The organism is Pseudomonas sp. SAS7 (genome assembly GCF_052112345.1).
Taxonomy (GTDB): Bacteria; Pseudomonadota; Gammaproteobacteria; order Pseudomonadales; family Pseudomonadaceae; genus Aquipseudomonas; species Aquipseudomonas putida_Q.
In genome coordinates this window covers 121,884-143,484 of sequence record NZ_JBEGGO010000017.1, presented here as the reverse complement: position 1 = coordinate 143,484, position 21,601 = coordinate 121,884, and the positions used below count along the sequence as shown (strand labels likewise).

The following is a 21,601-nucleotide window of genomic DNA, read 5'->3' as shown; positions in this document are numbered from 1 at the left end:
CGCCGAGGCCAGGGACCGGATGCACCGCAACATTGATGACATCGACATTCATTCAACCAAGGCCTGGAACAAGGTGCGGCCGATCATCCAGCACGGGTTGATGAGCCTGGCCGTGCTGGACCCGCGGTTTACCAACACCATGATCAGTGTGTCGGTGTGGGTCGAGGGTACCGCGGCGGACGTGCATGGTCGGTTGCTTGAAGAAGCCAACATGAAGGTAACTCAGGCAAGCAGCTTCGCGCAGCGTACCTTGGTGGATATCTCGGTGGCGGCGGGGACGCTAGAGCCGAATGCGCGAAAGGTGTTCCAGAGGATGAAGATCACTTCGCAGCAGGCGGCGCAGTTGGTACGGACTGGCTTTCGCGGCTTGCGTGGAGTGGTAGGCAGTTGGGAGTTGCTGCTGGCTATAGGTGGGTTGTATTTGCAGCATGACACCCTGAGCAGGAATCAGGAAAAAGCGGAAGCGGAGATTGGGCCGAAGGCTTACGAAGCAAAATTGGCATTGCAAGGTTCGCAATTGGGACTGTTGGGAGGACAACTTGAGGTGGTTGGACTTGTATTGAGGTCAACTGCTGGCCGAATGGGGGGGGCGTGGACCACGGCTACCGTAGCCACCGGAGGGGCCTTAATAAGGCTGGGGGCGGTAGTAAGCTCTGTTGCTGGGTTTATCGAAGCCGCTCAGGCTATTTCAGCTGCTAAACGCGCTACGGCAGCGGGTGACAGTGTAGCGATGGCGTATTTCTATTTCTCTGCGGCGACTTTTGGTACCGGAGCCATTTTCTTTGCAGGAGCGGTATTCAATTCTTCTCTGCTTGGCCCATTAGGTATTGCTGTGATACTGGTGCTGTTAGCATATACGGCGAGCAAGCAAGCTGAAAGAAATGAATCAGACCTGCTGGAACGTTGGGCAAGGCGATGCTGCTTTGGAAAAGCAGATGAAACGCCTGTTGTTCATTGGGATACTCCAGAATATGCGGATATAGCTTTTGCCGAACTCAATGCTGCAACGCTGGGCGTGCAAGCTAAGCTGCACTTTGAGTCAAACCTCATAACCGATCCGACTGTTCCTCGGGTAGGTGGATTGGTCGGGTTAGAAGTAGAGCATAAGCTGAAATTTCAGATCGTCTTGCCTAGGTATAGGAAAAAAGACTCTGCGTATAGCTGGAATTTGATAGTGCATCGTCATGGTGATGGAGATTTTCCAGAGTTTTCCGGTGGGGAAATCCTTGTTGGTGAAGATCGCCATGCTTCTTTTAATGCTGTTTCCAAATCGGCTAACTATTCTGAATTTTCTTCACCGCGCCTTCCTGACTACAAAAGTGATATCGCTTTTGATAAAAAACTGCATATCGCGGCAGCGGGTGATGAAGAATTGGCGAGTCTAGAGATTTCTGGAGTTGTTGAGCTTCTGCCGACGATAGGAAGTCACTCCGTAGTGGCAGCGACATTACTAGTAATGTTTTGGCCAGATCGTAATATAGCCAGTGCGTATGCCGAGGTATGTAACCGGAGGCAAAATGATTGAGCGTGATTCAAGAGTTTTATGGAGGCGCGAATTGGGCTGGAGCCGCGATTTGCCGCAAGTGGATGAAAGAATAGGCCCCCGTTTAAATCTGGAGGATATCAAACCGTCGCCGAACCATATTGACGATGTCTATCTGGAATTGTCCAGGTCCACTCTAATATTGCGTGGCGTTCTGGCCTTGCTTGGCATTCCCACATTACTGTTCTTTTTTGGTTTGACGCTGTGGTTGTACTGGGCTGTCTTGAATTATGGCTGGACGCGTGAATGGATGATGTACGTTATACTAATTATTGGGCCTATTGTTTGGTTTGGTGGTGTGTTTTCGGTTGTGAAGTTAGATTTGATGCTTCCAAGAGACGAGCCCATTCGCTTTAATCGTCTGCGACGGAAGGTCTATTTCTATCAGTTCCGTTACCACTACTTTTACTTGTTCAGCCGTAAGCACTGGGGTGTAAAACCTGTCGCCTACAACTGGGACGACGTAACCGCCGAAGTTTACCGCGTCTACGCTCCCGGCCACGGCGGCCTTATCGAAAACGTCAAGCTGTCTGTCCGCAATCCTGAAACTAACGAAGTCATCGATCGCGTGGAGTTCGCCTCCAACCTATACAAGGGCGAGACCTACTGGGCCATCGCCCGGCTGTTCATGCAACAAGGCCCCGAAGCCTTGCCAAAGTTCGTGCACCCACCCCGCGACTGGAACGATGACGATGGCCTCAGCCACATGCACTGCCTGGCGCCGAAAGTTGAATGGCCAGCGGACATTGACCGCGAATCCCGTACTGCACCGTCTGAAGGAGAAGCCCTATGAACCCGGTTGTACTTGTAGGCCATCAACACAACTGCCCGCTGCATGGGGTTAACCAGGTAGAAAGCGGTTGTGCTACGTATACGTTTAACGGCAGAGCGGTTGCCAGGGTGGGGGACCGGACAACCTGTGGCGCGGCGATAGAGAGTGGGGCTGAGCATTTCCTGATAGAAGGTGCGGCGGTGGCCCGCAAAGGCGACCGGACGGATCATGGTGGTGTGCTTGAGGAGGGCGATGCTGGGTGGCTGCTGTAAGACGGGCTGTAGAACAGGCATTGAGTGGATGGCACCGGCTACGCCGGTGTTCGCGGCTGAAGCCGCTCCCACAGAAACCGGTTGTGACCAAGGATTTACGCTGTACCTGTGGGAGACAGCGTGAGACAGTTATTTTTTTTCAGCTACCTGCGGGTGTGTTGATCTGTTTGCCGGGTTTAGCGGCAACTTCGAGCGCTTGACCGTCCCGCTGCTTGCCTTGGCGGGCCAGGCCTTCGAGCTGCGGTATCAGCATGCCTTCCGGCAAATGCCGCCAAAACCGCCCGGGCATGTGCAGTCGCAGGGCATCTGGGTTGAGGCGGGCGGGGTTGAAGGTGTGACGGTAGTAGGTGCGCCATAGTTCGGCGCCTGGGTCTTCAGCATTGCGTGCCCATTGCTGCCAGCGCTCCGGGCACCGGCGTTGGTAATCGAATGCCTGGCCGTCGAAGCGAATACCATCCTGTGGTGTGGCGATCAACCAGCGTAAACGCCCCAGGCGGTCGGCAAAATGTGGGCTGGCACTCTCCAGAATGTCATGCGCTGGTTCGTGGTAGGCCACCAGATCAAGTTGCAGGCGTTCTGCCAACGCTTCTGGCAACGGCACGAAGCGCACAAATGCATGCAGGTGGTGCGCCTCTCGGCTGACTTGCTTGATGCGCCGTTGCAACTCACTGCCCAATCGGTCGCCGGCCAGCATGGCCGTGCGGTCACCATGGGCCACCCGCCAGAGCACTTCGTACAACAGGTTCCAGCGTTGGTCGCCACAGTAACGGGCCGCCTGTTCCAACTGGCTCAGCAGCGCGGCAGGCACCTTGGCGCGAAAGGGGCCAGGACCCTCCGGGAGCGGCGCAGGCACCGCCAGCAGGTCTGCCACCGGGCCTTGTGACCAGGTGACTTGCGACGGGTCGATGCCATGCCCCAGCAACACGCGGGCCTGGTCCCGCCAGGTGGCGAACCGGTCATCGCAGTTGAGCGCAATCATCCCCACAACCCCATCTGCACCGGTGCCTGCGGTTCACGCAAACGTGCTCGCAGCAAGCCGCTGCGCAGCTCGCCCTGGGCTGGGCGGTAATCGCTGGTGACGATGAACGGCCGTGCCTTGTCCAGCACGCAGCGCAACTGGATCAGGTCGTCATAGCGGATTCGCCGTTCCCGGCGTAGCGCAACCAGCCGCTGCACGCTGCGCAGGCCGATACCGGGAATGCGCGCCAGCAGGGCAGGCTCGGCGCGGTTTACATCTAGCGGAAAAACGTCACGGTTGGCCAGCGCCCAGGCCAGCTTGGGGTCGATGTCCAGCGCCAGGTTACCGCTTTGGCCAAGCAGTTCACCCGCCTTGTAGCCGTAGCCGCGCAGCAGAAAGTCGGCCTGGTACAGGCGGTGCTCGCGCAGTAGCGGCGGTGCAGCCAGGGGCACGCTGCCCGGGCTGTCGGGGATCGGGCTGAAGGCGGAATAGTACACGCGCTTCAGGCCGTAGCCCTGGTACAGCGACTCGGCATTGCGCAGCAGGGTGCTGTCGTCGGTGCTGTCGGCGCCGACGATGACCTGGGTGCTCTGCCCGGCAGGGGTGAAGCGCGGGGCCTTGGGTTCGTTGGCCACGGCTTGCTGGCCCTGGTGAATCACGCCCATGGCCTGACGGATGGTATGCGCGTGTTTTTCCGGCGCCAGGCGCTTGAGGCTGGCTTCGGTGGGCAGTTCGATGTTGACGCTGAGGCGGTCGGCCAGGCGGCCGGCCTCTTCGATCAGCAGCGGGTCGGCATCGGGGATGGTCTTGAGGTGTATGTAGCCGCGGAAGTTGTGCTCTTCGCGCAACAAGCGGGCTACGCGGATCAGTTGCTCCATGGTGTAGTCCGCCGAACGGATGATGCCAGAGCTGAGGAACAGGCCGCTGATGCAATTGCGTCGGTAGAAATCCAGCGTCAGGCGTACCACTTCCTCAGGGCTGAAGCGCGCGCGGGGGACGTTGCTGGACCGGCGGTTCACGCAGTATTGGCAGTCGTACAGGCAGAAGTTGGTCAACAGTACCTTGAGCAGCGATACGCAGCGGCCGTCGGGGGTGTAGCTGTGACAGATACCCATGCCGTTGGTAGCGCCCAGGCCGTCGCCGCCGCGCGAATTGCGCTTGGGTGCACCGCTGCTGGCACAAGATGCATCGTACTTGGCGGCGTCGGCAAGGATGCCGAGTTTGGCGATGAGTTGCATGGGGCTGTCTCTGCGTACTGAGTATTCATACAGTATTTTGAGATGTGTCTGATTGCAAGTGGTTGTGCACCAGCCATGCCCGACTAAATCCGTCAGCTAAGCTTGTGGCTGGACTTACGGATAGCAACGAGGCGCGGAAAAGGTTATGAAAATCACCCTGAAGCCGGAGCTGGCGTTGGCCGGGCTGGCCTTGGCCTTTGGCATGCTCAACGCCCAGGCCGCAGAAACCAGGAAGGTCGATGTGCTGCTGGTGGGCGGCGGCATCATGAGTTCCACGCTGGCGGTCTGGCTCAACGAACTGGAGCCAGGCTGGTCCATGGAGATGGTCGAACGCCTGGACAAGGTCGCCGAAGAAAGCTCCAACGGCTGGAACAACGCAGGCACCGGCCACTCGGCCCTTGCCGAACTCAACTACACGCCGGAAAAAGACGGCAAGATCGACATTAGCAAGGCTGTGGAGATCAACGAGTCGTTCCAGGTCACCCGACAGTTCTTGGCCTGGCAGGTGAAGCAGGGGGTATTGAAGAACCCGCATTCGTTTATCAACACCACCCCTCACATGAGCTTCGTCTGGGGTGACGACAACATCCGCTTCCTGAAAAAACGCTACGAGGCGCTGCAGGCCAGCCCGTTGTTCAAGCCCATGCAGTACTCCGAGGACCATGAGCAGATCCGCAAGTGGGTACCGTTGATGATGGAGGGGCGCGACCCCAACCAGAAACTGGCGGTAACCTGGACGCCAATTGGCACCGACGTCAACTTTGGCGAGATTACCCGGCAGTACGTGGGCTACCTGCAGACCCGGCCTAACTTCGACCTCAAGCTGTCCACCGAAGTACAAGACATCACCCGTAACGACGACGGCTCGTGGCATGTCGAGTACAAGAACCTCAAAGATGGCAGCAAGGCGGCCACCGACGCCAAGTTCCTGTTCATTGGTGCTGGTGGTGCGGCGTTACCCCTGCTGCAGAAGTCGGGCATCGACGAAGCCAAGGACTATGCCGGTTTCCCGGTCGGCGGTTCGTTCCTGGTCACCGACAACCCGGCTATCGCGCAGCGCCACATGGCCAAGGCCTATGGCATTGCCGCCACCGGTGCGCCGCCCATGTCGGTGCCGCACCTGGACACCCGGGTACTCGATGGCAAGCGCATGATCCTGTTCGGGCCGTTCGCCACCTTCTCGACCAAGTTCCTCAAGCAAGGCTCGCTGCTCGACCTGCTTGCCAGTACCAGCGTGCACAACGCCTGGCCGATGATGCGGGTGGGGGTACGCGAGTTTGACCTGGTGCAGTACCTGATCGGCCAGGTGCTGCAATCCGACAATGACCGCTTCGAAGCGCTGCGCACTTACTTCCCCGAGGCCAAGAAGGAAGACTGGCGGTTGTGGCAGGCGGGTCAGCGTGTACAGATCATCAAGAAGGACGAGGCACTCGGTGGTGTGCTCAAGCTCGGGACCGAAGTGGTAACGTCCAGGGACGGCAGCATTGCCGGCTTGTTGGGGGCCTCGCCCGGCGCCTCGACCGCGGCCCCAATCATGCTCGATGTGCTGAACAAGGTGTTCAAGGACAAGGTGGCCTCGCCCGAGTGGCAGGCGAAGATCAAGCAGATCATCCCGTCCTATGGCACCCGCCTGAATGACCACCCGGACCAGGTACAGAAGGAGTGGGCGTATACGAACGAGGTGCTGCAGCTGGAACCTCCTGCGCCTTAGCGTCCGGCTGGCCGCGGCCGATACCGTAGTAAGTCAGGCCGGCGGCGGCCATGTGTTTGGGCTCGAACAGGTTGCGCCCGTCGAACACCACCCGGTCGGCCAACTGTTGCGGTACCTTGTCCAGGTTGAGCACCCGGTAATCCTGCCATTCGGTGACGATTACCAGCGCATCGGCGCCCTCCAGTGCATCGTCCTTGCACGGCACCAGTTGCAGGTCCGCACGCCGGCCGTAGTGCCGCTGGATTTCTTCCATCGCCTGCGGGTCGTGGGCCTGTACCCGCGCGCCAGCCGCCCACAGCGCTTCCAGCAAGACCCGGCTGGAGGCTTCACGGATGTCATTGGTGTTGGGCTTGAACGACAACCCCCACAAGGCAAACACCTTGCCCCGCAGCCCATCGGGATAATGCCGCTGGATCTTGCTGAACAGCCGCCCCTTCTGATGTTCGTTGACCGACTCCACCGCACGCAGCAACTGCGGCTCGAAGCCTTCAGCCTCGGCGCTGCGGCGCAGGGCTTGCAGGTCCTTGGGGAAGCACGAGCCGCCAAAGCCGCAGCCGGCGTAGATGAAGTCGTAACCGATGCGCGGGTCGGAGCCGATGCCACGGCGGACCATTTCGATATCGGCCCCCAGGTGCTCGGCCAGGTTGGCGATTTCGTTGATGAAGGAAATCTTGGTCGCCAGCATGCAGTTGGCCGCGTACTTGGTCAGCTCGGCGCTGCGTGCATCCATGACCATGAGTTTTTCGCGGTTGCGGCTGAAGGGCAGGTAAAGCTCGCGCAGCAACTCCACTTCGGCCGGTTCAGCGCCGCCGATGATGATGCGGTCCGGACGCATGCAATCGTCCACGGCAGAGCCTTCCTTGAGAAACTCCGGGTTGCTGATTACCTGGAAACGACCAGTGTCGGCGACAGCCTGGGCTATTCGCAACTTGATGCGGTGCACCGTGCCGACCGGTGCGGTGGATTTGTTGACGATCACCCTGGCGCCATCAGCGTGTTCGAGGATGCTGTCGACCACGGCAAAAACGTGCTTCAGGTCGGCGCTGCCATCGGCTTGTGGCGGTGTGCCGACTGCGATGAACTGCAGCTTGGCGTAGTGGACTGCTGCCTTGGCATCGGTAGTGAAATGCAGGCGGCCGCAGGCCAGGTTTTTCTCCAGCAGCGGCGCAAGGCCGGGCTCGAAGAACGGGCAATGACCGTCATTGAGGGTGGCGACCCGCTCGGCGTCGACATCCATGCACAACACCGAATGCCCCACCTGGGCCAGGCACACTGCCTGGGTGAGGCCAACGTAGCCGGTACCGAAGACCGTGACTTTCATCTTTCCGCTCCTGGATAAGACAGCTGAAAAAAATGTCACAGTGATGTTTAGGAATTGTTACCTGAAGGAGTGCTTCAGCCGCTATGAGGACGGTATCTCGTCGCGTATGTGCAGAAGATCTAGACTTATCGAGTGCTCGCGGTAACGCGCTATAGGGCGAGCGCAAACCCTTGAACCGACCACCGCCTCCCCGGAGCGGAGTTCCCTCGCTGGCGATGGCCTTCTTGCAGAGGAGGGCAGGTCATGGACGAGGCAAGGCTTCACGATTTCATGGGCAAGCTGGTGGGCGACATGGGCGCAGCGGCGACCCTGGCCAATGTCATCCTTGGCGACGAACTGGGTTTGTACCGGGCGATGGCCGACAGCCAGCCGACCACCCCCGAAGCGCTGGCGGAAAAAACCGGCTGCCATCCACGACTGGTACGCGAATGGCTGAACGCCCAGGCCGCTTCGGGTTATATGGCGCACGACAAGGGCTCTTTTGTGCTACCCGAAGAGCAGGCCATGGCCTTGGCGCTGGAGGACTCCCCAGCCTACATGGCCGGTGGGGCCGCAGTCATCGCTGCGCTGTTCCATGACAAGGACAAGCTGGTCGCGGCCATGCGCGGCGATGGCGGGCTGGCTTGGGGTGACCACCACCCGTGCATGTTCAGCGGTACCGAGCGGTTTTTCCGGCCGGGCTACCGTACGTTTCTGGTCGCTCAGTGGTTGCCGGCGCTCGAGGGTGTGGTGGCCAAGCTAAAGGCGGGCGCCAAGGTAGCGGATGTAGGCTGCGGGCATGGCGCCTCGACGCTGGTCATGGCCCAGGCGTTTCCAGCGTCTACCTTCGTCGGCTACGACTACCACGGGCCTTCCATCACCACCGCCAACGATCGTGCGCGTGATGCAGGGCTAGCCGAGCGGGTGAGTTTTCAGCAGGCCAGTGCGAAGGATTACCCAGGGCATGACCATGACCTGGTGTGCTTCTTCGATTGCCTGCACGACATGGGCGACCCGGTGGGGGCGGCCAAGCATGCCTATCGAGCGCTGAAGGCTGACGGCACGATCATGCTGGTAGAACCTTTTGCCGAGGATTCGCTGGACGGCAACCTGACGCCGGTAGGGCGCTTGTTCTACGCAGCGTCTACCTTCATCTGCACGCCGAATTCGCTGTCGCAGGAGGTGGGCTTGGGGCTGGGGGCGCAAGCCGGGGAGGCGCGCTTGCGGGCGGTGTTCGAGGAGGCGGGGTTCAGCCGCTTCCGGCGGGCGACGCAGACGCCGTTCAACCTGATCCTGGAGGCGCGGAAGTAGGGTGTAGTCCTGCACTGGCCTCTTCGCGGGCTCGCCCGCTCCCACAGGATTGCTACAGGCCTGAAGAAGCATATTACCTGTGGGAGCGGGCGAGCCCGCGAAAAGGCCGGGCCCTGCAAAAGCAGAAGGGGCGCCATGTGGCGCCCCTTCTGTGTGTTGCTTAGGCCTCAGCGTCCCAAGGACGATCGCCTTTTTCATCTTTGACCCGGGTCGGCAGGCCCATCACGTCCAGCGCCTTGAGGAACGGCTCGGCTGGCAGCTCCTCGACGTTGACCATGCGCTTGGCATCCCACTCACCACGGGCAACCAGCAGGGCGGCAGCCACTGGCGGTACACCGGCGGTGTAGGAAATGCCCTGGCTGTCGGTTTCGGCGTAGGCTTCTTCGTGGTCAGCCACGTTGTAGATGAACACTTCGCGCGGCTGGCCATCCTTGGTGCCCTTGACCAGGTCACCGATGCAGGTCTTGCCGGTGTAGCCAGGGGCCAGCGAGGCTGGGTCTGGCAGCACGGCCTTGACCACTTTCAGCGGTACCACTTCCAGGCCTTCGGCGGTTTTCACCGGTTGCTCGCTGAGCAGGCCCAGGTTTTTCAGCACGGTGAACACATTGATGTAGTGCTCGCCGAAGCTCATCCAGAAACGCACGTTCGGCACGTTGAGGTTCTTCGAAATCGAGTGAACTTCGTCGTGGCCGGTCAGGTACAGATTTTGCGAACCTACCACAGGCAGGTCGTCGGTACGCTTGACCTCGAACATGGTGTTGCTGGTCCACTGGCTGTTCTGCCAGCTCCATACTTGCCCGGTGAACTCGCGGAAGTTGATTTCCGGGTCGAAGTTGGTGGCAAAGTACTTGCCATGCGAACCGGCATTGACGTCGAGAATGTCGATCGAATCAATGCTGTCGAAATACTGCTGCTGCGCCAGTTTGGCGTAGCTGTTTACCACACCCGGGTCGAAACCGACGCCGAGAATGGCTGTAATGTTCTTTGCCTGGCACTCTTCGAGGTGTTTCCACTCGTAGTTGCCGTACCACGGCGGGGTCTCGCAAATCTTGCCCGGCTCTTCGTGGATGGCGGTGTCCAGATAGGCGACACCCGTATCGATGCAGGCACGCAGCACCGACATGTTGAGGAAGGCGGAACCTACGTTGATCACGATCTGCGATTCGGTCTCGCGGATCAGCGCCTTGGTTGCCTCGACATCGAGGGCATTGAGCGAGAAGGCCTGGATGTCGGCGGGTACCTTGAGGCTACCCTTGGCCTTGACGCTGTCGATGATGGCCTGGCATTTGGAGATGTTCCGTGACGCGATAGCGATACGACCCAGTTCGTCGTTATGCTGCGCGCACTTGTGGGCCACCACCTTGGCGACACCTCCTGCACCAATGATAAGAACGTTCTTCTTCAATTTACCTTTTGCTCCTTACTTGGAAAGCCGGCCTTACGACAGGCTGGAAACGTAGTCTTCGAAACCGAACTCGCGGACGACTTCGACGCTGCCGTCGAGTTGCTTGACCACGATGGATGGCATTTTCAGACCGTTGAACCAGTTTTTCTTGACCATGGTGTAACCCGCCGTGTCGATGAACGACAGGCGATCGCCAATGGCCAACGGGCGATCGAATTGGTACTCGCCGAAGATGTCACCGGCCAGGCACGACTTGCCGCAGACCATGTAGGTGTGCTCGCCGTCGTTGGGGGCCATCTTGGCGTTGAGGCGGTAGATCAGCAGGTCGAGCAGGTGCGCTTCAATCGAGCTGTCGACCACGGCCAGGTGCTTGCCGTTGTACAGGGTGTCGAGCACGGTCACTTCCAGCGAGGCGCTGTTGGTGATGGCCGCTTCGCCCGGCTCCAGGTACACCTGCACGCCGTATTTTTCCGAAAAGGCTTTGAGGCGCGCGCAGAAGGCGTCTACCGCATAGTCTTCACCGGTGAAGTGGATGCCGCCACCGAGGCTGACCCACTCGACCTTGTGCAGCAGGTGACCGAAGCGCTCTTCGATGTGCGTGAGCATCTTGTCGAACAGGCCGAAATCGCCGTTCTCGCAGTTGTTGTGGAACATGAAACCGGAGATCTGTTCGATCACCTGCTCGATCTTGGCAGGGTCCCACTCGCCCAGGCGGCTGAACGGACGTGCCGGGTCGGCCAGCAGGTAGTCAGAGCTGCTGACCTGCGGGTTGACGCGCAGGCCGCGCACTTTGCCTTCGGACTGTTCGGCAAAGCGCTGCAGCTGGCCGATCGAGTTGAAGATGATCTTGTCGCAGTTTTCGAGCATTTCCTCGACCTCGTCGTCGGCCCAGGCCACGCTGTAGGCGTGGGTTTCGCCGGCGAACTTCTGGCGGCCGAGCTTGAGCTCGAAGAGGGAGGACGAGGTGGTGCCGTCCATGTACTGCTGCATCAGGTCGAACACCGACCAGGTGGCAAAGCACTTGAGGGCAAGCAGCGCCTTGGCACCGGAGTGTTCGCGCACGTAGGCGATCTTCTCCATGTTGCTGAGCAGCTTGGTTTTATCGATGAGGTAATACGGCGTCTTGATCATTTAAAGGCCCCCGGCCAGGCCGGCCAAAAAAAGGACACGCATTGTGCCTTCACTTGCCGCAGACCGAAAGGGTGCGATACGCATTTCGTCAGGGTTGACGCCGTTGCGAGGGCATTTTTCCGGTTGCGGCGGGCTCAGTAGAACAGGCGCATGTGACTATCGTAATCACCACCGACGGGCGGCAGCCTCAATCAGCTTGCTGCAACCACGCGTGAATCTGCTCCAGCGTTGCAGTAGCCCCACCACAAACCACCACTAGCACATTCTGGTATTGCGCCAGGGCGCCCGGCGCATACGCCAATGCCAGCGCCGCTCCACACGCTGGCTCGACCAGCACGCGATGGTCCAGCAGGAACCGCTCGCAGGCCTCCAGCGCTGCGCGATCGCTGACCAGGTGGCTGTGCACCGGGTGTTGCTGTGCGCAGGCCAGTGCCTGATCGGCTACCCGCTTTGCCCCCAGCGACGTCGCCACCGAAGCGATGCGCTCCAGCTCGACCGAATGCCCCGCCTGCATGGCTGCATGCAGCGACGCGGCGCCGTGGGTTTCCACCGCCAGCACCGGTACATCCCCCCAGCCATTGCGCTGCAGCCCCTCGACAACGCCGCTGAGCAAGCCGCCACCGCCCACCGACAGCACCACGGCGTCCGGTTTTATGCCTGCTTCGGCGACTTCATCGATCAGGCTGGCATGCCCGGCCCACAGCAGCGGATCGTCAAACGGGTGGATGAATGCATCATCCGGCCCCACTAAGGTCTGCGCCAGGGCGTTGGCCTCTTGCCAGGAGCTGCCATGCACCACCACATTGGCGTCCTCCTGGCGCAGCAGATCCTTGGCCCGGTCGGTGGTGGTCTCGGGAACTACCACGGTCACCGGTACACCCAGCTTGCGTCCCGCATAGGCCACCGCAAGGCCGGCGTTGCCGCCCGACGATGAGATGAACTGCCGGGCGCCACGGGCCTGATGCACTTCGCAGGCGTGGCCCACCCCGCGCAGTTTGAACGAGCCGCAAGGTTGCAGGGCATCGAGCTTGAGCCAGATGTTTCGGCCCGCGGCCAACGACATGGAGCGGGATTCGATCAGGGGAGTGTGGATATGCAAGGTCATTGGCTGGTTCCGCGTAATTGTTCAAGGTAGTTGTAAATGGTGTAGCGGGTCACGCCGAGCGCACTGGCCGCCTTTTCCACGCCGCCCTTGACGATGAACAGGCCGCGCTCCTGCATGACCCGCACGGCTTCGACCTTGGCCTGTTTGTTCATCCGGCCTTGGCCGCTACGTTGCAGGGAAGCCTGGATGATCTCGCTCATCAGCAGCTCCATGTCGGCGGGTTCACTGACGGCAGGCGTGGCCCCCAGCGGTTGGAACTGCTGGAGAAAACTCATGGCGGCGTCCAGGCCGGTGACGTCGGTGTTGACGCAGAGGCTGGCGAAGGGGTGGCCGGTGCTGTCGCGAAAGATAGCGGTGGCGCTGCGCAGGGTGCGGCCCTTGAGCGTGGTGGGGTAGTCGGGCAGTACCACCGGCTCGCTGCCGTGCTGGTCGGCTGAGGCCTGCATCAGTGCCTTGAAGCCCTGGTCCTGCTCCGGGGCGGCGAGGATCGGGCTGCCGACGCTGCGGCCGGAAAGGTGACCGTTGACGATCGCCACCACGGAATGCTCCGGGTGGTCCAGGTCGTGCAGGAGGATTTCCATGTTGCGTGCGGCAACGCTGCCCAAGGCCTGGATGGCGGCCTTGAGCACTGTGAGGGTGAGGTGGCGTTCTTCGCTGCGGGTGATAGGCATGGCAAATCGCAATATCAACGTTTTGTGTATTTTTACACATAAAGTTGAATTGTGCGATCTGTGGGAGCTGGCTTGCCGGCGATGGGCCGCAAAGCGGCCCTTGTAAAAGTCAGCCCAGAGCCGGGGTGCGCGGCGGAATCATCCGGCGCGAGCCAGTCGCCTCGAAGGCTGCACCAAAGCTCAACAATGCATTGTCACTGTAAGCCCGCCCGGCAAAGGTCAGCCCCACCGGCATGCCGATGTCGGCCATCACGCCCATTGGCACGGTCACGGTCGGTACACCCAGGTGACGGATCGCCAGGTTGCCGTTGGCCACCCAGATACCGTTGCTCCAGGCGATGTCCGCCGATGCCGGGTTGACGTCGGCATCGGCCGGGCCCACATCGGCCACGGTCGGGAACAGCACCGCATCCAGGCCCAGGTTGTCCATCCAGTCTTCCAGGTCCAGTTTGCGGGTGTGCTCCAGGCCGCGCAGGCCATCGGGCACGGTCTCGATCTGGTCCCAGGTCTTCAGGCCGCGCTTGGCCATGTTGACGTACTCATCCATGCCGGCGGCCAGGTCGTCCTCGCGGTTGGGCAGGGTGCCCGGGTCGTGCGGGAAGATCTGTGGGCCATCGACATCGGCCAAGCGGTTGAGCTTGGGGTCGCCGTTGGCTTGCAGGAAGTCGTCAAACGCCCAGCCCGACAGCTCCCACAGCTCGTCATGCAGGAACTCCTTGCTGACGATGCCGCGGTTGTAAACGGTCGGCGCGCCCGGGCGGTCGCCCTCGCAGTTGGACACCAGCGGAAAGTCCACTTCCAGCACTTCGGCGCCGGCCGCTTCCAGGGCCTGGCGTGCCTGTTGCCACAAGTCGATCACAGTAGCGCGGGTGTTGATGCGTTGGCCGGTCGGGCCACCGATGCCTGGTTTTTCGGAGGTGCCTGCTTCGGCATCGGCATTGATGTACATGCGCGGTACGCCAAAGCGTTTGCCCTTGAGTGCGCTGGCATCCACTGCCAGGTCCAGGTAGGAGGCAGGGCGCACAGTCGATGCCGCCGGGATCGGTACCCAGGGCTGCAGGCGCCACAGGTCGCCGCGCTTGTCAGCGTCATCGGCGACCACTACATCGAGGATTTCCAGCAGGTCGGCCATGGTGCGGGCGTAAGGCACCACCACGTCCATGGTCGGGGTCAGCGGCCAGTTGCCGCGCACCGAAATCACGCCGCGCGATGGGGTGTAGGCGCACAAGCCATTGTTGGACGCCGGGCCACGGCCGCTGGACCAGGTTTCCTCGGCCAGGCCGAAGGCACTGAAACTGGCGGCGGTGGCGGTGCCGGCACCGTTGGACGAGCCCGAGGCGAAGGGCGCAGTCAGGAAGTTGGCGTTGTAGGGGCTTTCGGCGCGGCCATACACGCCGCGCTGCATGCCACCGTTGGCCATGGGCGGCATGTTGGTCTTGCCCAGGCACACGGCTCCGGCGGCGCGCAGACGCTCGATGGTGAAGGCGTCGCGCTGGGCGACCAGGTCCTTGAACGCAGGGCTGCCGGAAGCGGCGGTCAGGCCTTTGACCAGGTAGCTGTCCTTGGCGGTGTAGGGGATGCCATCCAGCGGGCTCAGAACCTGCCCTTGGGCGCGGCGGGCGTCGGAGGCCTCGGCTTCTTTGAGCGCCTGCGGGTTGCGTACCACGACAGCGTTCAGGGCGGTGGCGGTGTCGGCGCCATCGTAGGCGTCGATGCGCGCCAGGTAGGCCTTGACCAGCTCGACCGCCGTCGTGCGGCCCAACTCGAGCGCCTGGCGCAGCTCGGCAATGGAAACCTCGGTTACCTCGATCATGCGTTCACCAAAAATATTGTGCAGGTGGGGGCTAGTGCGAGGAGTGTACAAGAAGGGCTTGGCGGACGCAGGTTTGCGCGGGGGCAAATGGTTTTATGCAAGCGGGCATTGTCGGGGTCGCCCAGCGACCCCGGCCAACCCTCAATCCAGGTCCTGCGCCGCATGCCGCTCGGGCACCTGGCTGGCCTCATCCCCCCACGTCCGGTTTACCCGAGTTCCGCGCTGCACCGCCGGGCGCAGGGCAATTTCCTCGGCCCAGCGCTGCACGTTGGGATACTCATCCACCGCCAGGAATTCTGCTGCGTCGTACAGGTTGCCGCGTACCAGCTGGCCATACCACGGCCACACGGCAATATCGGCAATGCTGTACTCATCACCGCCCAGGTAGCGGCTCTCGGCCAGGCGGCGCTCGAGCACGTCCAGTTGACGCTTGGCCTCCATGGTGAAGCGGTTGATGGCGTATTCGAATTTTTCCGGGGCGTACACGTAGAAGTGACCGAAGCCACCGCCCAGGTAAGGCGCCGCGCCCATCTGCCAGAACAGCCAGTTCAGGCTCTCGGTGCGTGCTGCTGGCGATTTTGGAAGCAGTGCGCCGAACTTGTCTGCCAGGTACAGCAGGATCGAACCCGATTCGAATACCCGCACAGGCGGTTCGACGCTGCGGTCGAGCAGGGCAGGGATCTTGGAATTGGGGTTGACCTGGACGAAGCCGCTGGAAAACTGGTCGCCCTCACCAATGCGGATCAACCAGGCATCGTACTCGGCTGCGGTATGGCCCAAGGCAAGCAGCTCTTCAAGGGCAATGGTGACCTTGACGCCATTGGGTGTGGCCAGGGAATACAGCTGCAGCGGGTGCTTGCCCAGCGGCAGGTCCTTGTCGTGCGTCGGGCCGGCAACCGGACGGTTGATGCTGGCGAACTGGCCGCCGGAGGCTGCTTCGTTGCGCCAGACCTTGGGGGGCACGTAGGCGGGCTTACTCATGCATGAATCTCCTTCATTGGCGCGAAACGGTCACGTAAAGACGTGGACCTGTATCTATGCCACGGGTTCGACGCCATGCGCAAATGCATAGCATGCGCGCGCATCGTGCATGACGATGGTTTCATCCAGTTTTCATCCGGCGCAGGCCAGGCCGGTTCTATGCTGAGCTATCTATTCGTCCCGCAAGGCACCGCCGGCCGATGACTCTTCCCCGCTGCTTGTTGGCGCTGATCCTGCTCGGCGGCCTGCTGGTCCATGCCGAAGCTGCTCCGCGGGTCACCGGCCTGCACCATATGACGTTGGCCGACCCGGTCGATAGACGGCCGATGCAAGCGCTGGCGTTTTACCCGGCTACCGGTAAAACCCGTAGCAGCCGTATAGACGGCTATCCAGTCGACGTGGCTGAAGAGGCGCCCGTCGCCACGGGCCGGTACCCGTTACTGGTGTTGTCCCACGGCAATACCGGTAGCCCATTGGCGCTGCATTATCTTGCCACGGCGTTGGCGCGGCGAGGCTTCGTGGTAGTGGCGGTAGTGCACCCTGGGGACAATGCCCGCGACCACAGTCGCCTGGGCACCCTGAGCAATCTTTATGGCCGGCCGCTGCAAGTCAGTGCCGCAATTACCGCAGCCCGCGATGATGCGTTGGTCGGGCCCTCCCTGGATGATGGCAAGGTGGGCGTGATCGGCTATTCGGCGGGTGGCGAAACCGCGTTGATCCTTTCTGGTGCGCGGCCGGACCTGGATCGCCTGCGCCAGTACTGCCTGGAGCGCCCTAACGACGGCGATGCCTGCAAGACCCACGGTATATTGATCGCCGACCGCAGTGAGCTGGCGCCGCAGCCCGACCCGCGGGTAGGGGCGGTGATGCTGATGGCGCCGCTGAGCCTGCTGTTCGGGCGCCATGCCTTGGCCGGGGTTCAAGTGCCAGCCCTGATCTACAGCGGTGATAGCGACCAACTGGTGGCGGTAGACCGCAATGCCGAGGCCTTGGCCCGCAAGCTGCCCGTCACACCCGATTACCGCCTGTTGGCCGGTGCCGGCCACTTTGTGTTCATGGCCCACTGCGACGCCGAGCAGTACGCGCGCATGCCTGCGTTGTGCAAAGATGCCGAGGGCGTGGATCGCCGCCACATCCATCATTCGCTGGAGCGTGAAACGGCGGCGTTCTTCAGCCAGGCGCTGGGCGCGCCGCAACTGGCCGAGCGGTCAGCCGCGGCGAGCGCGCCGCGACAGCAACAGCGTTAGGCCTACCCCGGCCAGGGCGAGCAGGGCCGCCACGCAGAAGATCGAGGCATAGCCCAGGTGCACGGCGACTGCGCCCATTAGCGGCCCGGCGATAGCCAGGGCCATATCGAAGAACACCGCATAGGCCCCCAACCCCGCTCCGCGGCTGCTGCTGGGGACCTGCTTGATTGCCTCCACGCCCAGCGCCGGGTACACCAGCGACAGCCCGAAACCGGTAAGCCCTGCGCCGACCAGTGCCCAGGCCGGCGAAGGCGCCAGCCACAGCAAGCTCAGGCCGAGCACTTCAGTGGCCATGCAGGCGACCGCCACGTTGTACCCACCAAAGCGGTTGACCGCGTTGACGAACAACAGCCGCGAAATGATGAAGCACACACCAAACGCACTCAGGCACCAGGCTGCGCCGAGCCAACCGCGCTCGAGGTAATACAAGGTGACGAATGTGGTCAGCGTGCCATAGCCGATCGAGGCCAGGGTCAGGCCAAGGCCGCACGGCGCGACCCGGGCAAACGCCGACCAGAACGGCAGGCGTTCGCCGCGCATCACCACCACGTCGGCACGCTTGCGCAACACCAGCAGGGCAAGGGTTGCCAGCACCAGCAAAGCAGGCCCCAACACGCTGAAGTCAAGCCCATCCACGGCCAATACGCCCAGTGGTGCGCCAATGGCGATGGCGCCGTAGGAGGCGATGCCGTTCCATGAGATCACCCTGGCGGTGTGTTCGGGGCCGACCTGGCTGATGCCCCAGCTCAAGGTGGCCACACCAATCAGCCCCTGGGCGATGCCGAGCAGCAAACGACCCCCCAGCAATAATGCCAGGCTCAGCAGCGGCAGCGTCAGGGTCCAGGCCGATAACAGGGTCAATACCCCGCAGCCGGCAATCCCCAGCAGGCCGAAGCGGATGGCTTGCTTGCCCCCAAGGGTATCTGCAACGCGCCCGGCAAACGGGCGGCTTAGCAGAGTGGCCAGATACTGCAGGCCGATGGTCACCCCGGCGATCACTGCACCAAAGCCCAACTGGTCGTGCACGTAGCTGGGTAACACCGCAATCGGCAGGCCGATGCAGAGGAAGGCAATGAAGGTATAGAAAACGATCGACAGGATCTGCAGGGTTATGTGCAGCGTATGGCTGGCGGGGGCAGGTTGTTGCGCGGTCATGGGCTCTTTCGCGGGCGGGCGGTTGGGCGTGGTTCCATGATGGCTGTTACATGAAGGAAATGAAAGCAGGCTAACGAATTATTCGTCGGGTTGTGTCAGCTGTGGGGCTGGCGGTGGGATCTTCGCGGGCAAGCCCGCGAAGAGGCGGGCCCAGCCATACACAATGGCCAGGCCTTACCCATCAATCAGACCAGTACGCCCTGGCTGCGCAGGTAATCGTCGTAGGTGCCACTGAAGTCCACCACGCCATCGGGCGACAGCTCGATGATGCGGGTGGCAAGCGACGACACGAACTCGCGGTCGTGGCTGACGAACAGCAGGGTGCCCGGGTAGTTTTCCAGCGCCAGGTTCAGCGCCTCGATCGATTCCATGTCCAGGTGGTTGGTAGGCTCGTCCATCACCAGCACGTTCGGCTTTTGCAGGATCAGCTTGCCGAACAGCATGCGGCCTTGCTCACCACCGGAAATCACCTTCACCGACTTGAGAATCTCGTCGTTGGAGAACAGCATGCGCCCCAGGGTGCCGCGGATCACCTGCTCGCCGGAGGTCCACTGGCCCATCCAGTCGAACAGGCTCAGGTCGTCTTCAAAGTCGTGAGCGTGGTCCTGGGCGTAATAGCCCACTTCGGCGCTGTCGGTCCATTTCACCGAACCCGCATCCGGGGTCATTTCGCCGACCAGGGTGCGCAGCAGGGTAGTCTTGCCAATACCGTTGGGGCCGATGATCGCTACGCGCTCGCCCGCTTCGACGGTAATGTCGAAGTTCTTGAACAGCACCTTGTCGTCGAAGGCTTTCGCCATCTTCTCCACCACCACCGCCTGGCGGTGCAGCTTTTTGGTCTGCTCGAAGCGGATGAACGGGCTGACACGGCTGGAAGGCTTGACCTCGGCCAGCTGGATCTTGTCGATCTGCTTGGCGCGCGAAGTCGCCTGCTTGGCCTTGGAGGCGTTGGCCGAGAAGCGGCTGACGAAGGTCTGCAGCTCTGCGATCTGTGCCTTTTTCTTGGCGTTGTCCGACAGCAACTGCTCGCGCGACTGGGTAGCCGCAGTCATGTACTCGTCATAGTTGCCCGGGAACAGGCGCAGCTCGCCGTAGTCCAGGTCGGCCATGTGGGTGCAGACGCTGTTGAGGAAGTGGCGGTCGTGGGAAATGATGATCATGGTGCTGTTACGCGCCGTGAGGATCGTTTCCAGCCAACGGATGGTGTTGATATCCAGGTGGTTGGTCGGTTCGTCGAGCAGCAGCACGTCCGGGTCCGAGAACAATGCCTGGGCCAGCAGCACACGCAGCTTCCAGCCTGGCGCCACTTCGCTCATCGGGCCGAAGTGTTGCTCCAGGGGGATACCCAGGCCGAGCAGCAGTTCACCGGCACGGGATTCGGCGGTGTAGCCGTCCATTTCGGCGAATTCGGTTTCCAGCTCGGCGACGGCCATGCCGTCTTCCTCGGTCATTTCCGGCAGCGAGTAGATACGGTCGCGCTCGGCCTTGACCTTCCACAGCTGGCCGTGGCCCATGATCACGGTGTCGATCACGGTGAATTCTTCATAGGCGAACTGGTCCTGGCGCAGCTTGCCCAGGCGGGTGTTCGGCTCGAGCATGACCTGGCCACCGGAAGGCTCCAGGTCACCGCCGAGGATCTTCATGAAGGTCGACTTGCCGCAACCGTTGGCGCCGATCAGGCCGTAACGGTTGCCGTTGTTGAATTTTACGGAAACGTTTTCGAACAGCGGCTTGGAGCCGAACTGCATGGTGATGTTAGCGGTGGAGATCAAAGGGCTTACCTATCAGTAACTTACGACGCTGGGCTTTCAGCTGATACCGATTTGATACCAATCTTGAGTTTTTCCAGCTCGCTCCAATCGGAGCTTGAGTTAAGCCAACGGGCATACGTCGACAGCAGCATCTGCACGCTGTGACCCAGCTGTTGGGCGATAAATGCGGGGTTGAGGCCGGACATTAAGCATATTGTCGCATAGGTGTGACGGCAGTTGTATGGGGGGCGACGTCTGATCCCCAATTCATTCAGCACCGGCACCCACTGCTTATGCAGATCGGACGTCTGTTTCACGTACTCGGCGTTCTTTGACGGCGGGAACAGGAACGGCGTTTCGGTCACCGCTCCCTTGCCATCCCTGCGGCGATCCGCGTACTGCCTGGCGAACTGGATTGCCCGCAACGCCCGATCGTTCAGCAGCACGAAGCGATCCCGCCCGGTTTTCGTCCTTTCCTCAACCTCGCCCAAGGCGACGGTCCGTTTGACGTGTACTGTTCTCTTCTCCATGTCTATCACATCCCAACGCACGGCCAAGGCCTCCGGCAGGCGGAGGCCGGTGAAGAACATGAATTCAAACAGAGCGGCGTAGATGAGGCTGGGCCAGTGCTTGTGCTGGTACAGCTTGTCGAGGATGGTGTTGGCTTCTGCCAGGGTGAAAGGATCGATCTCTTTCTTCGAGCGCTTCGGCAGGTCAATCAGCTCGGCGGGATTCTTCGCAAGCAGGCCTTCCCGGGTGGCTGCACTAAGGATGGTGGACAGCCTGGTGATCGCATTGCGCTTCACGTTTGGGGAGGTCCATTCGGTTTCGGCGATGACGCGACGCAAAAGATTGGTCGTGATCAGGTCGACACGGACGATGGCCAGTCGCGGTATCCAGTAGATGTTCAGGGCTCTTTTGTAGTTGTTGTGCGTGCCCTGGGTGATTTCCCGGCCGTCGAGCCAGAGCTGGGCATGCTCGCCGAAGGTCGGCTTACCGCCGACCGCAGCCTGTGAACTGGGGAACAGCTCTGCGTACTTGTCCTTGTCAAGGAGGCCGAGCTTGTTGGCAGGCTGGCCAGTTCTTCTTCGTCATGGCAATAGCTCTCCATGCCCGCGCATGTCGGCGGGCTTGAGTTGTAGGGGGAGGGGTTAAGCAGGAATGCTCAGGTCTGCAGCAATGACGCCGTGATCAGGAGGAGGCGGAATTGGGTACCCGGGTGCCACCGCCAGCGCAG

Annotated in this window: 16 protein-coding genes and 2 pseudogenes; 6 read left to right on the top strand and 12 right to left on the bottom strand. The window is 61.3% G+C overall.

The window, feature by feature from the left end; all coding sequences use genetic code 11:
* The 3 genes from ABI582_RS23965 to ABI582_RS23955 all read left to right on the top strand — a co-directional run.
* The coding region (locus tag ABI582_RS23965; RefSeq protein ID WP_442120494.1) for a T6SS effector BTH_I2691 family protein at window positions 1–1,525 on the top strand (1,525 nt) is incomplete at its 5' end.
* On the top strand, window positions 1,518–2,336 hold the full coding sequence (locus tag ABI582_RS23960) for a DUF6708 domain-containing protein (protein ID WP_442120493.1): 819 nt from the start codon (window positions 1,518–1,520) through the stop codon (window positions 2,334–2,336). The genes ABI582_RS23965 and ABI582_RS23960, both read left to right, overlap by 8 nt.
* On the top strand, window positions 2,333–2,587 hold the full coding sequence (locus ABI582_RS23955) for a PAAR domain-containing protein (protein ID WP_442120492.1): 255 nt from the start codon (window positions 2,333–2,335) through the stop codon (window positions 2,585–2,587). Before ABI582_RS23960 ends, ABI582_RS23955 begins: the two co-directional genes overlap by 4 nt.
* A gap of 139 nt (window positions 2,588–2,726) precedes the next feature.
* Here ABI582_RS23955 and ABI582_RS23950 read toward each other — a convergent pair whose 3' ends face one another.
* Together ABI582_RS23950 and ABI582_RS23945 are read right to left on the bottom strand one after the other, a co-directional pair.
* On the bottom strand, window positions 2,727–3,572 hold the full coding sequence (locus tag ABI582_RS23950) for a TIGR03915 family putative DNA repair protein (RefSeq protein ID WP_442120491.1): 846 nt from the start codon (window positions 3,570–3,572) through the stop codon (window positions 2,727–2,729).
* A complete protein-coding gene (locus ABI582_RS23945; RefSeq protein ID WP_016486573.1) occupies window positions 3,563–4,783 on the bottom strand; it encodes a putative DNA modification/repair radical SAM protein in 1,221 nt (406 codons plus the stop codon). Before ABI582_RS23945 ends, ABI582_RS23950 begins: the two co-directional genes overlap by 10 nt.
* Before the next feature lie 145 nt (window positions 4,784–4,928).
* Between ABI582_RS23945 and mqo the strand changes: the two genes are divergently transcribed.
* Entirely contained in the window at window positions 4,929–6,494 is a 1,566-nt protein-coding gene (gene mqo / locus ABI582_RS23940) for a malate dehydrogenase (quinone) (protein ID WP_442120490.1), read from the top strand.
* Window positions 6,495–6,501: 7 nt separating this feature from the next.
* On the opposite strand, the pseudogene ABI582_RS23935 reads toward mqo, so the two are convergent.
* Window positions 6,502–7,815: pseudogene (locus ABI582_RS23935) on the bottom strand (UDP-glucose dehydrogenase family protein); the annotation flags it as partial.
* A gap of 243 nt (window positions 7,816–8,058) precedes the next feature.
* Between ABI582_RS23935 and ABI582_RS23930 the strand changes: the two are divergent.
* Window positions 8,059–9,105: a class I SAM-dependent methyltransferase gene (locus ABI582_RS23930; protein ID WP_442120489.1), complete on the top strand. Its 1,047-nt coding sequence runs from the start codon at window positions 8,059–8,061 to the stop codon at window positions 9,103–9,105.
* Between the two features lie 160 nt (window positions 9,106–9,265).
* On the opposite strand, the gene ABI582_RS23925 is transcribed toward ABI582_RS23930, so the two are convergent.
* The 6 genes from ABI582_RS23925 to yghU form a co-directional block, all read right to left on the bottom strand.
* Window positions 9,266–10,510, bottom strand: a complete 1,245-nt coding sequence (locus ABI582_RS23925; protein WP_003248123.1) for a saccharopine dehydrogenase family protein — start codon at window positions 10,508–10,510, stop codon at window positions 9,266–9,268.
* A 33-nt stretch (window positions 10,511–10,543) separates the two neighbouring features.
* Window positions 10,544–11,641 carry a carboxynorspermidine decarboxylase gene (gene nspC / locus ABI582_RS23920; protein WP_003248125.1) on the bottom strand — a complete coding sequence of 366 codons (1,098 nt, stop codon included), beginning with the start codon at window positions 11,639–11,641 and terminating at the stop codon, window positions 10,544–10,546.
* A 187-nt stretch (window positions 11,642–11,828) separates the two neighbouring features.
* The gene (locus ABI582_RS23915) at window positions 11,829–12,746 is read right to left on the bottom strand and encodes a pyridoxal-phosphate dependent enzyme (protein ID WP_442120488.1); all 918 of its coding nucleotides are present in this window, start codon (window positions 12,744–12,746) and stop codon (window positions 11,829–11,831) included.
* Window positions 12,743–13,417, bottom strand: a complete 675-nt coding sequence (locus ABI582_RS23910; protein WP_442120487.1) for a helix-turn-helix transcriptional regulator — start codon at window positions 13,415–13,417, stop codon at window positions 12,743–12,745. Before ABI582_RS23910 ends, ABI582_RS23915 begins: the two co-directional genes overlap by 4 nt.
* Before the next feature lie 109 nt (window positions 13,418–13,526).
* Window positions 13,527–15,230: an amidase gene (locus tag ABI582_RS23905; protein ID WP_442120486.1), complete on the bottom strand. Its 1,704-nt coding sequence runs from the start codon at window positions 15,228–15,230 to the stop codon at window positions 13,527–13,529.
* Between the two features lie 141 nt (window positions 15,231–15,371).
* Window positions 15,372–16,211 (bottom strand): glutathione-dependent disulfide-bond oxidoreductase, encoded by an 840-nt coding sequence (yghU, locus tag ABI582_RS23900; protein ID WP_442120485.1) that lies wholly within the window; start codon window positions 16,209–16,211, stop codon window positions 15,372–15,374.
* A 200-nt stretch (window positions 16,212–16,411) separates the two neighbouring features.
* Here yghU and ABI582_RS23895 point away from each other — a divergent pair, with 200 nt between their 5' ends.
* Window positions 16,412–17,458, top strand: a complete 1,047-nt coding sequence (locus ABI582_RS23895; RefSeq protein ID WP_442120484.1) for an alpha/beta hydrolase family protein — start codon at window positions 16,412–16,414, stop codon at window positions 17,456–17,458.
* Here the strand turns inward: ABI582_RS23895 and ABI582_RS23890 are convergent.
* From ABI582_RS23890 to ABI582_RS23880, 3 genes and pseudogenes are all read right to left on the bottom strand, one after another.
* A complete protein-coding gene (locus ABI582_RS23890) occupies window positions 17,420–18,613 on the bottom strand; it encodes an MFS transporter (RefSeq protein ID WP_442120483.1) in 1,194 nt (397 codons plus the stop codon). The genes ABI582_RS23895 and ABI582_RS23890 overlap by 39 nt on opposite strands.
* 185 nt (window positions 18,614–18,798) lie before the next feature.
* Window positions 18,799–20,385, bottom strand: a complete 1,587-nt coding sequence (locus tag ABI582_RS23885) for an ABC-F family ATPase (protein ID WP_012272468.1) — start codon at window positions 20,383–20,385, stop codon at window positions 18,799–18,801.
* A 20-nt stretch (window positions 20,386–20,405) separates the two neighbouring features.
* A pseudogene (locus tag ABI582_RS23880) lies at window positions 20,406–21,475 on the bottom strand (tyrosine-type recombinase/integrase).
* Window positions 21,476–21,601 lie beyond the last annotated feature (126 nt).